Here is a 13395-nt window from a genome sequence, read left to right as displayed (position 1 = left end):
CAAGCCGTGCGACGCGGTCGCCCGGCACCGTGCACCAAACTACCAAGCCGTTGTCCGCGCCGAGCGCACCTGCCTAGGCTGGCCGGGACGCCGATCCGGCGCCAGCGGACGCAATGGAGCAACGGACCATGATCTTCGAACCCCTCGCCAGCGACTTCTACGGCTTCGAGAGCCTTCTGACGGCTCCCGAGCAGGAGGCCATCGCCCGCCTTCGAGCCTGGGCCGAGACGGAGGCGAAGCCGATCGTGAACGAGTACTGGGAGCGAGCCGAGTTCCCGAAGCACCTCATCACCCCGCTCCTCGAGCTCGACGTCGCCCGATGGGCCTGGCCGGAGACGACGCCGTTCGAGAACAGCGCCGTGTTCCGCGGCCTCGCCTCGATGGAGCTCTCCCGGATCGACGCGTCGATCTCCACCTTCGTCGGGGTGCAGGACGGTCTCACCATGGGCTCGATCAGCGAGTGCGGCTCCCAGGAGCAGCAGGACGAATGGCTCCCGAAGCTCGCCTCCGGCGTGGTCCTCGGTGCCTTCGGTCTCACCGAACCGCAATCGGGGTCGGACAGCGCACAGGGGCTTCGCACCACGGCGACCAGGGACGGCGACGACTGGATCCTGTCCGGCTCGAAACGGTGGATCGGCAATGCGACCTTCAGCGACATCACGATCATCTGGGCGAAGGACACGGCAGACGGTCAGGTGAAGGGCTTCATCGTGCCGACCGACTCCCCCGGCTACTCCGCGACCAAGATCGAGGGCAAGATCAGCCTGCGCATGGTGCAGAACGCCGACATCACCCTCGACAACGTCCGGGTCCCCGAGCGCCTCCGGCTGCAGCACGCGAACTCCTTCCGCGACACGGCGAAGGTACTGCGACTCACGCGCGCCGGCGTCGCCTGGTCGAGTGTCGGCGTCGCTGTCGGCGCGTACGAGGCGGCGGTCGCCTACGCCAAGGAGCGCGTGCAGTTCGGCAAGCCGATCGCGGGCCACCAGCTGATCCAGGACCTCCTCTCGAAGTGCCTCGGGAACATCACGGCATCGATGGCGATGTGCGTCCGGGTCTCGCAGATGCTCGACGAGGGCACCCAGCGCGACGAGCACTCCGCGCTCGCCAAGGCGTTCTGCACCGCGCGGATGCGCGAGACGGTCGCGTGGGCACGGGAGATCATGGGCGGGAACGGCATCGTGCTGGACTACCACGCCGCCCGGTTCTTCGCGGATGCCGAAGCCCTCTACAGCTATGAGGGCACGCGGGAGATGAACGCGCTCATCGTCGGGCGGGCCATTACCGGCACTGCGGCGTTCGTCTGACCACCGCGCTGGACCAGGGCCTCGGCGGCGGCCGCAGCCGCTACCCTGGGGGCACGATGCTGTCCACCGAACCCGCCCCGCCCCGCCCGCCGGCAGCGCTGACGACACGCGCACTCGTCGTCAGGCACGTCGCGGTGTTCGCGACGTTCGCGGTGCTCGCCGGGACGTTCTGGACGAACCTCTTCACCATCTGGGGCTACACGGCGGTGGCACTCGTCTCAGGTGGTGCCGCCCTCGCGTGCCTGATGGTCGTCCGCCCGAACTGGCGGCGCACCCGGGTGCCGTGGTCACTCGTCGGCTACGGGGTGCTGTCGGTCGTCTCGCTCGCCTGGTCCGCCTACCCCAGCGGCACGGCCGCGACCCTGCTCGGTGCGGCGCTGTGCACCATCCTCGGCGTGACCCTCGCGGGCTGTTTCTCCTGGCCCGAGGTCATCCGCGTCCTCGGCCGTGCCGTGACGTGGGTGCTGTCACTCTCCCTCCTCTTCGAGTTCGTCGTCGCGGCGATCATCCGACACCCGGTGCTCCCGAACTTCTACGCCGGGGACTCGGCGGACCCGCCCCTGCTCGACTATTGGTCGAGGGACCTCCTGTTCTCCGGAGGACGTGTCCAGGGCATCTCGGGGAACGCCAACCTCCTCGCCGTGGTGGCGCTGCTCGGGATCATCGTCTTCGGGCTCCGGCTGGCGGCGCGCCGCGACGAGCCCGGCGCAGCCGGGCTGGCCGGCCCGGAACGTCGCTGGACCCTGCTCATCCGTCTCGGTCTCTCCATCGTGATGTTCCTCCTGAGCTTCTCGACCACCATCCTGCTCGCTGCCGTGGTGACGGCGGTGGTCCTCGCCGCTGCACTGGCGATCCGTCGGGCACCTCGCCCGGAGGCGAGGACGCCGGTGTACCTCGGCTTCCTCGGCATCGGGGTCGTCGGTGCGATGGGAGCGGTCGTCTTCCGGACGCAACTCCTCGGCCTGCTCGGGAAGAGCCCGGACCTCACCGGTCGACTCGACATCTGGGCGACCGTGTGGCGCCTCATCGAACAACGGCCGGTCTTCGGATGGGGCTTCTCGAGTCCGTGGGCACCGTGGGAGCCGCTCTTCACCGACCTGGTCATCCGACGCGGCGTCCGACAGCTCCAGGCGCACAACGCCTGGCTCGACGTCTGGTTCCAACTCGGCGTCGTCGGCCTGGTGCTCTTCGCCGCGGTCGTCCTGTCCATGTTGACCCGCACCTGGTTCCTGGCCGTCGACCGTCCGCGCGTCGACCTCGACGCACAGCGGCCGTACACGGCCCTGTCGCTCGCCCCCGTCCTCATCGCGGTCTCCCTCGTCGTGCAGTCGGTCGCGGAGAGCCGGATACTCATCGAATCCGGCTGGGTCCTCCTCGTGCTCCTCGTGGTGAAGACCAAGCAGGAACCCGCCTGGCCTGTTCCCACCGTCGCGGCCTCCTCCGACCTCGCACCCGCGCACCGGCGCGACGTCGTCGGCGGATGAGCCCAGCGTGAGACCGGCGGACTTCGACGCGTTCTCCGTCGCCGCGCGCGTCCTGTCGTCGGCGCCGCTGGCCGCCGCGTTCGCCACCATCGCCGTCGCGACCGCCTTCGGTGAGCACCTCGTCACGAGCCTGATCGGTGTCGCCGGGTTCAGCGCGATGCTCGTCGGCCTCGCGACGATCGGCACGGGCATCCTCCTCGCGCGCCTCCCCATCATCGAGTGGCGTGGCCTCCTGCCGATCTCGGTCCTGCTGTTCCTCGCCTGGAGCGCGGTGTCGGTGGTGTGGAGCGCCACGCCGCTCGCGACCCTGCCCGCCATCGGCGGACAGCTCGCGTGGGCCTTCATCGCCATCGTGATCGCGCTGACCCGCGACACCATCCAGATCGTCCGGGCGACGGGCACCGCCTTCCGCGCGCTCCTCGGCACGTCCCTGGCGCTGGAGGTCGTGAGCGGCGTCCTCATCGACACCCCGCTGCCGTTCCTCGGGATCAGCGGGAACCTCGCCTTCGGCGGTCCGTTGGAGGGGGTCTTCGGAACCCGGAGCGCCCTCGGGATCGCGGCCCTGCTCGGTCTCGTCACCTTCGTCGTCGAATGGCGGACCCGTTCCGTGCGGCACGGGGTGACGATCGGTTCCATCGCCCTCGCCGCCGGGCTCATCCTCGGCACGCGCTCGCCGAGCATCGCGCTCCTCGCCGCGGCCCTCGGCATCGCGACCGCCGTGCTCTACGTCTTCCGGCAACTCCGACCGGAACCGCGCCGCACCTGGCAGTTCGTCCTCCTCGCCGTCCTCGCGCTCGTCGGCCTCATCGGGTACCTGTTCCGATCCGAGGTGTTCCGCGCCCTCGGTCTCGGGCTCGAGATCGAGCAGCGCTACGCACTCTGGCAGGAGACCCTGCGACGCCTGGCCCCGACCGAGCTCAACGGCTGGGGATGGACGGGCGGCTGGGTCTCCGATGCGGTCCCGTACCGGTTCATCGACGCGAGCCTCGGCCGCACGAACGACTCGGCGCTGAACGCCTACCTGGACGTGTACCTGCAGCTCGGACTGATCGGGCTCGCCCTGTTCCTCCTCCTCGGCGGTCTGGCGCTCGTGCGGACCTGGCTCATCGCGACCAACCGGCGCAGCGTCGTGCACGTCTGGGCTGCCCTCATCGTCGTGACCCTGCTCGCATCGGGCGCCGCCGAGAGCAGCCTGCTGCTGAACGGCGGCTGGTTGCTCCTCGTCGTCTGCGCGGTCATCGGTGCCGGCGGACTGAGCTGGCGGCACAAGCTTCCGGAACGCTGAACCCGGCCCCGAGCGGCGCCGGATCACCGTGCATCGGTTCCCGGGGCGACGACCGCTCGCACCGTCTGCGCGAGGATCTTCAGGTCGATCGCGGCCGACCGGTTCTCCACGTAGTACAGGTCGAGGTCGACCGAGTCGTCCCAGGAGAGGTTGGACCGCCCGCTGACCTGCCACAGTCCGCTCATGCCCGGCTTGACCAGGAGGCGTCGCCGGGCGAGCAGGTCGTAGCGTTCGACCTCCCACCCTCGGTGCGGCCGCGGACCGACGAGGCTCATCGAACCCCCCAGGACGTTCAACAACTGCGGGAGCTCGTCGAGCGAGTACTTCCGGAGGATCCGTCCGATCGGGGTCACGAGTGGATTGTCCGGAGCCTTCGTCAGGAGTTCGCCCGCATGCTGCTGCACCGCGAGGGCTGCTCCGGTGTCGGCGTTGGCGGCCATCGAGCGGAACTTCAGGATCTGGAAGGGGCGGCCACGCAGGCCGACGCGCTCCTGCCGGTACAGCACAGTCCCCCGACTCGTCGTCTTCACCGCGAGCGCGACCGCGAGCATGATCGGGGCCAGCAGCAGGAGCAGCGTCGCGGAACCGATGACGTCGAACGCCCGCTTCGCCGCCGCCTCCAGCCGGGACAGCTCCACGTGGTCGACATGGATGAGCGGGATGCCGGCCACCGCCTGGAGGTACAGGCGGGTCGAGGCCACCCCCGTGAGCGTCGGCGCGATGATGAACTTCACCCCGCGCTCACTGAGGTCCCAACCCAGGCGGCGGAGCTCGGCGGGGGTGAGTTCGACGGGGCCGACGAGGATCACCGTGTCCGCTTCGACCTCCTCGGCGGCATCGACGATCGAGGGCCGCCCGGTGAGGACGGGGGCACCCACGATGCGGTCATCGTCGACGATGCCCGGGGTCGCGACGCCCACCACCCGATGCCCTGCCCAGTCGCCCCGGCGCATGAGCTCGGCGACATGCACCGCCTGGTCGCGGTCCCCCACGAGCAGCGTGCGATAGACGAGTGCGCTTCCGCGTCGCCGCGCACGGAGGTGTCGACGGGCGCCCCATCTGACCGCCAGGAGGAGGGCGACCCCGAGCGGCATGGCGGTGAGCAGGAACCCGCGTCCGATCTCGAGCTTGAGGAGATAGGACGCCATCGCCACCGTGCCGAAGACCGTCGTCGTCACCACCACGACCCGTCGATAGGGCGTCCAACCGTCCGCAAGGACCCGCGGGTGGCGCGATCGGGCCGCTGCCAGGGGCGACCACCACGCGACGGCGAGCGCGAGGGTGACCGCCGGGTAGCCGAGGTCTCGGCGTCCGAACGGCCCCACGACCTCCACGGTCCCGCGCCAGTACGCGTCCCACCACAGGAGCTGGGTCACGGTGAGCGCCAGGGTGACGGCCAGGAGGTCGAGGACGAGGACCATGCGCGAGTACCGTCGCTCCCAGCAGCGGCGGGCTTCGACGAAGGGCATGACGGTGGCCTCCCTGGGGATGTTCTGGTGTGCATCGCATCGAGCCTCGGCGCGCACGAGGCGCGGTGGGCGAGGTCGATCGCCGACGTGCGAGACGACCCGGCGACAATCGAGCATAATGTATTCGACCAACTGAAGTATCCGATTCCAGCGCAACGCTCGGTGTCGATCCGGACGGAGCACCCATGCCCTACCTCGAGACCATGCGACGGCGCGCCGAAACCTCCTTCGTCGAGCTGCATCGCGGCGTCACCGAACTCCACTACACCCAGTTCCCCGATCACCGGAACTCGGGCGATTCAGCCATCGCCCTCGGACAGGCCAGGTTCTGGCGCGCACACGGCATCGACGTGCGCACGACCTCGAGCGCCGGCAGTATGCCCGAGCGGGTCCGGGACGCGTCGATCCCGGTCCTCATCCAGGGCGGCGGCAACCTCGGAGGCCTCTACCCCGTGCTGAGCGAGGCTCGCTACGAACTCGCGGAGCGCCTCCCAGCCGACACCTTGCTCATCCAGGCACCGCAGTCGGTCGTCTTCCCCACGGATGCAGACCGCCGGGCGTTCTCCCGACGGTTCGCCGCCCGGCTCAACCTGCGGGTCGCCGTCCGCGACCAGACCTCCTACGACCTCCTCCGCGACGAGGTCGAGGACCTCAGCCTCTCGCCGGACGCGGTGCACCTCCTCGGCCCGATCAGCGCCCCCGAACCGACCCAGCGGCGCATCGTCATCGCCCGGACTGACGGCGAGAGCGCGGGTGGGCTCGTGGGCTCCGAGAGCGCCGACTGGCCGGCCGACCCCCTGGACCTCCGGGCGCACGAGTGGCTCGGCTGGCGGGCGGCGAAGCACCCGGTGTTGAAACCGCTCATGGAGCGCGATCATGCCGCGTGGTTGCGGCGAGCCGAACGTCGATTCGATGCCGCCGTCCGGCTGATCGCCCGCGGCGAGGTGGTCGTCACCGATCGCCTCCACGCCATGCTCATCGGGCTGCAGATGGGCCGCCGGGTCGTCGCGCTCGACAACAACAACCGCAAGCTGTCGAACTACGCGGAGACCTGGTTCGGCGACCTCCAGCCGAGGTTGCGCTTCGAGCACACGATCCGTCCGTGACCTCCGGGCAGCCTTTCGCGCACCTGACGCGGCGGGACGCGGCCAGGGCCCGCGCGGAGGCCAGCGCCCACCGGGCCGCGTGGCGCCGGCAGCTGACGCAACGGACGCCCGATATCAGCGGGCGGGAACGTGACCGCCCGCTCGTCGGCGGTTCGCTCCTCCTGATCGCCTCGCTCCTCGCCCTCGCCTGGGTGGCAGCCGAGCAACCAGGACTGCCCGGGCACTTCGCGAACGACGAGGGCACGATCATCAGCGTGAATCGGGGGACGTTCACCGAGGCCGACTCGTCGTTCCGGCTCATCGCCGCGGTCTACCGCTGGATGGGCCTGGCCGAGCTGCAGACGCTCGCCGCCCTCGTCGGTGTCGCGAGCTATCTGCTCGTCCTGACGGCGGCGATCTCACGCACCCGGACGACGACGGCCGAGTGGGTGGACTGGGCCATCATCATCAGCTGCGTCGCGCTCGCCGCGGTCTACCACGGCGCGTACACGAAGGACCTGCTGACCGTGGGCGCGGTACTCGCCCTCATCGCCCACCGCGGACGAGGTCTGTTGGCCGAGCTGGTGCCGGTGGCCGCGATGCTGCTGTACGCCCAGGGGTTCCGCACGTACTGGTTCCTCGTGGCCGGCCTCTATCTGGCGCTCCGTCTCGCCCTGCGAGCACGGCGCGGCTGGACAGCCACCCTGGCCGTCGTCCTCGTGCTCTACGCCGGGCTCTCCGTCGTCTTCCCGCTGGTCGTCGGTGTCGACCTCGACCACTACCGTCTGACGGTGAACGAGCACCGCACCGCGGAATCGGTCAACACCCTGATCGTGCAGTTCTTCCCCGGTGCCGGCCCCGTGTCCGGGTTCGTCAACAGTGTCCTCACCTTCGCCTCGTTCATCATCCCGATCCCGCTGATGCTCCGCGGCGGGGCGATCTACCTCGTCGTGGCGCTCGTCCTGCTCGTCATCTGGGGATCACTCATCACCTCGATCCGGTCGGCGAGGCTCCGAGCACCCCGCGGCTCGTCGGTCCTCACGGCGTTCCAGAACCGGTTGTTCGCGGCGATCCTCGCGTTCCTGATCGTGCAGTCGATCTTCGAGCCGGACTACGGCTCGTTCCTCCGGCATCTCACGCCGATGCTGATCGTCGCCGTGTGCCTCCTCCTGAGCCTGCGGCCCGGCGCGGCGGCGTTCTCGGCTCGGCGGATGCCGACATCCCCTGCGTCCCACCCGGATCAGCGACGAACGGGCACGACGGATGCTGCCGCGACACGCACGTCGGCTGCGACGCGCGCCCAGGAGAACGGACCCGCCGCAGCGAGGACCCCCGCCGCGGAGAGCGCCTGGTAACGACCGGCGTCGGCGAGGACCTGCTCCAGCGCGTCGGCGAGCGCGGTCGACGTCACCGCAGTGGCCACGATGCCCGATCCTGACGCGATCGCCTGCTCGGCGAGGCCGCCGACCGGCGTCACGACGGTGGGCACCCCGAGCGCCATCGCGTAGGCGAGCACACCGGACTGACTGGCCTCGGTGTAGGGCAGCAGGGCGATGTCGAACCCGCCGACCACCTGTGCGATCTCCTCCTGACCGACCCAGCGGTTCTCGAGCTCGTCGTCCTCGTGTCGGAGGAGGTCGAGAGCGTCGTCGGTCCCGGACCCGACGACCCGCAATCGGACCCGGATCCCGCGACGTCGCAGTTCGGTGATCGCTCCCACCCCGAGACCGAGCCCCTTGTACGCCGACAGCCGACCGAAGCATCCGACGACCGGAACACCCTCCCGGTACGTCGACCGGACCACGGCACAGTCCGCGTCGACCTGGTACGCGGCGTGGACGGTTTGATGGACACGGTCCGCGCTGAATTCACCACGCGACGTGAGCGCAGCGGCGACCGGCTCGGAGAACACGATCGCGCCGTCCGCAGCTCGGCGCTCGGCACGACGCAGGAGGTGTTCGAGCCGCGAGAAGTCCCCGGGGTGCATCGTCGCGTCATGGACGCAGAGCAGGCTCCGACGACCGCCGAAGCGGAACACGGGCGCGACCACTCCCTGCCAGAGCTGCTCCATGGCGATGACGACGACGTCGATGCGATGCCGCCGGAGGAACCGGTCGAGCCGGAACGCCGCCCAGAGCAGACGCGGGAGACCGAGCACCGCGCCGCGCTTGTCGCGATACGTGCGGATCGGGAAGTGCGGCACACCGAGTGCCACGAACCGGTCGGCCACCTCGGCGTCGAGGGAATAGGACACGACGACATCGCAGCCGTCCTCCTGAAGCGCCAGAGCCAGTTCCTGGGCGAAGAGCGGGCCCGCACCGGTGCGGCCCCACTGCACCACGGCGACCCGCATCAGGCCACCTGCGGTATCCGGTAGGCCTCGGCGAGCGCCGTCCGCTGATGGGCGGGCGTGTGGCCCCGAAGGCGATCCGACCAGCGGGCGACGTTCGTGTCGGCCCACGCGGCGAAGGCCCGGGGTCCGGCCAGCCTGCTGGCGATGAGCGCCTCGAGACCACCGTCGAGCGTGAGGACCTCCGGGAGCGTCCCGAATGCGGCGATCGGGCGGACGAGCGTCGGGACACCAGCCTGCACCGCCTCCAGGACGGCGAGCGGGAACCCCTCCCAGGCGGCGGTATGGAGGTAGACGTCGCTCTGCGCGAGCCGCCTGCCCACCTCGCCGTGCGGAATCCACCCGGTGACGTGTACACCGGAGGCCTCCAACCGGGTGACGTCGTCGTCCGCGCCACCACCCATCCAGACCGGGACCACCTCGATCCCTCGCGCACGGATCGACGCCGCGGCGTCGGCGAACCGCATCGGGTCCTTCTGCGGAGCGATCCGCCCGAGGCTCGCGACCAGCAGCGGCCGGTGCCCCTCCGGGCCGTCTCGGCGGGCATCGCACAGCGGAACCGCGACCACGTTCGGCACGTGGACGACGCGCGGTCGGAGGGGCCCGCGCCGTTGCGCTGCGGCGGCCTCGCCCTCGGAACAGGCGGCGATGGTCTCGACGTTGAACGAGAGCAGCCACTCCACGGCCCGGAACGCACGGCGGCTCCAGACCGAGAGGTCGGCGCGCTCGAACGCGTAGCAGTGCGGGGTGTAGACGATGCGGGTCCGCGGCGAGCTTCGCAGGGCCACGCGGGCGTACGCGCCGGCGAAGCTCGAGTGGGCGTGCACGATGTCGGCCGCGGTCCGACGGCGCACACGGCGGATCGCTCGCACGGCAGCGAGCGGTCGCCGTCCGAGGGCGGTCACGGACGTGAAGCAGTCGGACAGCGCGTCGTCGACGGGGGCGCCGTCCGGGATCTGCGCGAGCAGGTGGTGTTCGACACCCGGCGGCGAATTCCGCACGTACGCCTCGATCGCCACGGGGATGCCACCCGCATAGCAGTCGGTGACGTGGAGCACGGTCACTCTGGCGGCTGCTCGCCGAACGGGAGGTGGGGGTGGACGACGGTCATCAGTCTCGTATGTCACATGTTGTATGTTAGACGACGGAAAAGTTGGTCACCTCGCTCATGCCAGATCCGGAGGCCCGTGTACTCGATCGTCATCCCCTGCCGAAACGGCTCGGGCACCCTCGCCACGCAACTCGAAGCTCTGCTCGCCCAACGCTCGTCCGGCGACATCGAGATCGTCGTCGCCGACAACGGCTCCGTCGACGACACCGCAGCACTCGTCCGCCGGTTCAGTGAGGTGGACGGGCGCGTCCGCCTCGTCGACGCGAGCGGCAGGCCAGGTATCAACCACGCTCGCAACACCGGTGTCCGGGCATCACGGGGTTCGGCGGTGCTGCTCTGCGACGCCGACGACGTCGTCCAGGTCGGCTGGATCGAGGCTCACCGGCGCGCCCTGGAAACCGGCGCGGACTGCGTCGGCGGCGCGCTCGAGCGGACCCTCCCGGACGGTACGAAGTTGGGGAGGCAGGAGGCGGTCAGCACCGTGCACGGCTTCCATCCATGGCCGGCGGGAGCGAACTGTGGTTTCCAACGACGGGTGTTCGACCGGCTCGGTGGATTCGACGAGACCCTGCTCGGCGGCGGCGACGAGACGGATTTCTTCTGGCGGGCGGCGGCGGCCGGCCACCCGACCACCGCAGTCCCTGAGGCCGTGGTCGAGTACCGACTTCGCGGTGACCTCCGAGCCGTGGCTCGGCAGTTCTTCGGCTACGGCCGGGGAACGGTGCGGTTGTTCCGACGACACCGCGGGCTGGGCATGCCGCGATCATTCGGCTGGGAGCTCCCGATCGTCCTGGTCGTCGGAGCGCTGCAGGTCATCATCCCGAGCCGCGACGGCACGCGGCGTCGACGCGGTGTCGAGCGGCTCTCGTCGAGAGCAGGACGCGTGGTCGAGAGCCTGCGATCGAGGACGTGGTACCTGTGATCACGACGATCGAGGCCGCCGACGGCGACGTAGACCCCGCCGACGCGACGACCGCTCTCGCCTACCGACGCTCGGGTCGACCGCCATGCGGCTGAACGGCCGATGATCCATCTCGCCTGGGCGATCCTCGAGCGGATCCTGCCCCGGGTGGCGTCGGCGCTCATTATGCTCGCCCTCGCGGCCCGGCTCACGCCGTCCCTCGTCGGCATGTACGCGTGGATGGTCCTCGCCCTCACGCTCGTCCAGACCGTCGGCGATACGGCCGCCCGGCAGACCGCCGTCGTCCACGGTGGCACCGAGGCCGGGGACCGGTTCGTCCACCGGTTCCGGGTCTGGTCCGCCCTGATCGGAGGCGCCGTGCTCGCAGCGACCGTCGGAGCCCTGCTGCTGACGTCTGGCGGGCCGGACCGATGGCAGGCGATCGCCCTCGCGCCGTTCGTCCTCGTCCCGGCGGCTTCGGCCGTGGGAATCGACGCCCTGGTCCGCCTGCAGCGAGCCGGGAGATGGAAGGAGATCGCATCGCATCAGGCATGGTCGTCGACAGCCTCCCTGCTCTGCAGCGTGCCGACCCTCCTGGCGACGGGATCGCTGCTCGCCAGCGCCCTGCAGGCGATGCTCGCGGAGGCGGGGTTCGCCCTGCTCAACCGGCGACGCGCAGCGCGACTCCCCCGCGCGTCCGCCGCCGACGCGCATTCCCGCGAACCGACCGTGAACGTCCTGGGCGACTACCTCCACACGGCACTGTTCTCGCTGCTCGGCTGGGGACAGGGACAGACCGACCGCCTCTCGATCGGGGCTCTCGCCGGCGGGGCACGTCTGGGCCAGTACGCGTTCGCCATGTCGCTGTCGCGGAGCATCGGCGACGCGGCGGCGCTGGCTGCGATCAACGTCCTCCGGCCGGTCCTTGCCGAAGCGGCACGTGACGGCCGAGGGTCCGAGATCGTCGCGCTCACGGAGGCTTCGCTTCGACGATCCCTGGTCCTGGCGGTCGTGGCCGCCATGGCGACGAGCATCGGGGCTGAGCTGGTCGTGGGCCCCTTCCTCGCAGACGACTGGGACCCCGCCCTGGCACTCGTCCCAGTCCTCACGCTGTCGGTCGCCCCCTCGGTCGTCGCCTGGTCGGTCACGGCAGTCCTCCAGGCCGAGAGCCGGATGCGCTGGGCGAGTCCCATCAAGGCGGTCGGTGTGCTGCTGTCCCTCCCGGTCGGCGTCGTCGCCCTCCACGACCTGCAGCTCGCAGCCTGGCTCGTGAACGCCCGGGAACTCGTCGTGATGGCACTGCTCCTCCTCGCCGCGCGTCATCGGGCGCCGTGGCGGGGCGGCCTCCTCGCGCTCGGCGTGGTCGTGGCCGGCGCGGCCCTGTGGCATCTGACCCGAGGCTAGGCCGGCTGCAGCAGATCCCGCACGATGTCGAGAGCCCCCTGGCTCGCATACCGCTGGTACTCGCCGCGTCGGGCACGGAGCAGGACGGGGATGATCCGCCGCCACCGGGCCGGAGGGAGATCGGCCCGGAACCGCTCGAAGGCCGCTTTGGCGACGACGGCCGAGGGATCGGCGAGCGGCGCGTGGGCACGAGGCTCATCGAGCCACGACGCGAGCCCTGCGACGCGGTCGGCGATGTCCCGATTGCGCTGACGCCCCGGCTGCATCAGCCTCGAGATCTTGTACGCCAGCGTCGGCTCGACGATCCCGATCTGGTTCGCGCCGTGCTGCCGGTAGTCGACGAGCGATTCGTCCAACAGCTCGACGGGTCCGCGCGATGCGGCGACGATCGCCAACCACTCGTCGTGGACCCATGGAGCCGGGAACGGCACGGCCGCGTCGAAGACCTCTCGTCGGAGCATCGCGGTCGCACCGGTGACCAGATTGCGCCGCAACAGCACGCCGAACGCGTCACCAGCCCGGATCCCGTCGCGTTCGTGCGGGCCGATCGACAGCGACGCGAAGAGCGTGGTGCCGAGGGACGCCCCATCGGCTCCGACGAGACGGGCGTCGGAGCACACCATCTGGAGCTCCGGACGCGCGTCGAAGGCGGCCGACGCACGCTCGAGGCGGTCAGGCCGCCAGACGTCGTCCTGATCGGAGAGGACGATGAGGCTCCCCGTGGTCGCGCGGATCGCCCCCTCGAAGTTCTTCGTCACGCCGAGTGGACTCGGATTCCGGAGGAGGCGCACCGGAACGGACGACTCAGCGGCGAAGCGTTCGACGATGGCGGATGTCCCGTCAGTCGAACCGTCGTCGCTGACCACGATCTCCCCAGGGAGCACGGTCTGCGCGAGCATGCTGGCCAACTGCTCTTCGAGGAACACGGCGCCGTTGTAGGTGCACAGGGCGACGGAGACGCGTCCGTCGACTGCTGCTGTTGCTGGCATGGACCCGCCC

The 13395-nt window shown here is 70.4% G+C and carries 11 protein-coding genes; 7 read left to right on the top strand and 4 right to left on the bottom strand.

The features are described 5' to 3' along the window. Positions 1-128: 128 nt before the first annotated feature. From A4X17_RS08400 to A4X17_RS08390, 3 genes are read left to right on the top strand one after another with little or no spacing between them, the layout of a single operon-like run. Positions 129-1307, top strand: a complete 1179-nt coding sequence (locus A4X17_RS08400) for an acyl-CoA dehydrogenase family protein (protein ID WP_064295217.1) — start codon at positions 129-131, stop codon at positions 1305-1307. A gap of 56 nt (positions 1308-1363) precedes the next feature. Further along, the gene (locus A4X17_RS08395) at positions 1364-2791 is read left to right on the top strand and encodes an O-antigen ligase (protein WP_082916034.1); all 1428 of its coding nucleotides are present in this window, start codon (positions 1364-1366) and stop codon (positions 2789-2791) included. 7 nt (positions 2792-2798) lie between these two features. After that, complete coding sequence (locus A4X17_RS08390; protein ID WP_064295215.1) at positions 2799-4076, top strand: O-antigen ligase family protein; 1278 nt, start codon at positions 2799-2801, stop codon at positions 4074-4076. A 23-nt stretch (positions 4077-4099) separates the two neighbouring features. On the opposite strand, the gene A4X17_RS08385 is transcribed toward A4X17_RS08390, so the two are convergent. Further along, positions 4100-5545 (bottom strand): sugar transferase, encoded by a 1446-nt coding sequence (locus A4X17_RS08385; RefSeq protein WP_064295355.1) that lies wholly within the window; start codon positions 5543-5545, stop codon positions 4100-4102. A 185-nt stretch (positions 5546-5730) separates the two neighbouring features. Here A4X17_RS08385 and A4X17_RS08380 point away from each other — a divergent pair, with 185 nt between their 5' ends. Together A4X17_RS08380 and A4X17_RS19210 are read left to right on the top strand one after the other, a co-directional pair. Then, on the top strand, positions 5731-6651 hold the full coding sequence (locus A4X17_RS08380) for a polysaccharide pyruvyl transferase family protein (RefSeq protein WP_064295214.1): 921 nt from the start codon (positions 5731-5733) through the stop codon (positions 6649-6651). Next, positions 6648-7985, top strand: coding sequence for a hypothetical protein (locus tag A4X17_RS19210; RefSeq protein ID WP_064295213.1), 1338 nt, complete (start codon positions 6648-6650; stop codon positions 7983-7985). Before A4X17_RS08380 ends, A4X17_RS19210 begins: the two co-directional genes overlap by 4 nt. Here the strand turns inward: A4X17_RS19210 and A4X17_RS18900 are convergent. Together A4X17_RS18900 and A4X17_RS08370 are read right to left on the bottom strand one after the other, a co-directional pair. Further along, positions 7871-8983: a glycosyltransferase family 4 protein gene (locus A4X17_RS18900; RefSeq protein ID WP_082916032.1), complete on the bottom strand. Its 1113-nt coding sequence runs from the start codon at positions 8981-8983 to the stop codon at positions 7871-7873. The genes A4X17_RS19210 and A4X17_RS18900 overlap by 115 nt on opposite strands. Next, positions 8983-10044 (bottom strand): glycosyltransferase family 4 protein, encoded by a 1062-nt coding sequence (locus A4X17_RS08370; RefSeq protein WP_064295212.1) that lies wholly within the window; start codon positions 10042-10044, stop codon positions 8983-8985. The genes A4X17_RS18900 and A4X17_RS08370 overlap by 1 nt, the downstream gene beginning before the upstream one ends. 123 nt (positions 10045-10167) lie before the next feature. Here A4X17_RS08370 and A4X17_RS08365 point away from each other — a divergent pair, with 123 nt between their 5' ends. After that, on the top strand, positions 10168-11013 hold the full coding sequence (locus A4X17_RS08365; RefSeq protein ID WP_064295211.1) for a glycosyltransferase family 2 protein: 846 nt from the start codon (positions 10168-10170) through the stop codon (positions 11011-11013). Positions 11014-11115: 102 nt separating this feature from the next. Next, the gene (locus tag A4X17_RS08360) at positions 11116-12396 is read left to right on the top strand and encodes a lipopolysaccharide biosynthesis protein (RefSeq protein ID WP_064295210.1); all 1281 of its coding nucleotides are present in this window, start codon (positions 11116-11118) and stop codon (positions 12394-12396) included. Here A4X17_RS08360 and A4X17_RS08355 read toward each other — a convergent pair. Next, positions 12393-13385, bottom strand: coding sequence for a glycosyltransferase family 2 protein (locus A4X17_RS08355; RefSeq protein ID WP_064295209.1), 993 nt, complete (start codon positions 13383-13385; stop codon positions 12393-12395). The genes A4X17_RS08360 and A4X17_RS08355 overlap by 4 nt on opposite strands. Positions 13386-13395: the final 10 nt, after the last annotated feature.

Source organism: Plantibacter sp. H53 (genome assembly GCF_001650455.1).
GTDB classification, from domain to species: domain Bacteria; phylum Actinomycetota; class Actinomycetes; order Actinomycetales; family Microbacteriaceae; genus Plantibacter; species Plantibacter flavus_A.
The sequence above is the reverse complement of the archived record's forward strand: the minus strand, read 5'-3'. Positions and strand labels throughout refer to the sequence as shown.

Excerpts from the sequence above, each read along its gene's own strand:
- A4X17_RS08360 (WP_064295210.1), top strand. The coding sequence starts at position 11,116 with ATGATCCATCTCGCCTGGGCGATCCTCGAGCGGATCCTGCCCCGGGTG.
- A4X17_RS18900 (WP_082916032.1), bottom strand. The coding sequence starts at position 8,983 with ATGCGGGTCGCCGTGGTGCAGTGGGGCCGCACCGGTGCGGGCCCGCTC.
- A4X17_RS08355 (WP_064295209.1), bottom strand. The coding sequence starts at position 13,385 with ATGCCAGCAACAGCAGCAGTCGACGGACGCGTCTCCGTCGCCCTGTGC.
- A4X17_RS08400 (WP_064295217.1), top strand. The coding sequence starts at position 129 with ATGATCTTCGAACCCCTCGCCAGCGACTTCTACGGCTTCGAGAGCCTT.
- A4X17_RS08385 (WP_064295355.1), bottom strand. The coding sequence starts at position 5,545 with ATGCCCTTCGTCGAAGCCCGCCGCTGCTGGGAGCGACGGTACTCGCGC.
- A4X17_RS08380 (WP_064295214.1), top strand. The coding sequence starts at position 5,731 with ATGCCCTACCTCGAGACCATGCGACGGCGCGCCGAAACCTCCTTCGTC.
- A4X17_RS08395 (WP_082916034.1), top strand. The coding sequence starts at position 1,364 with ATGCTGTCCACCGAACCCGCCCCGCCCCGCCCGCCGGCAGCGCTGACG.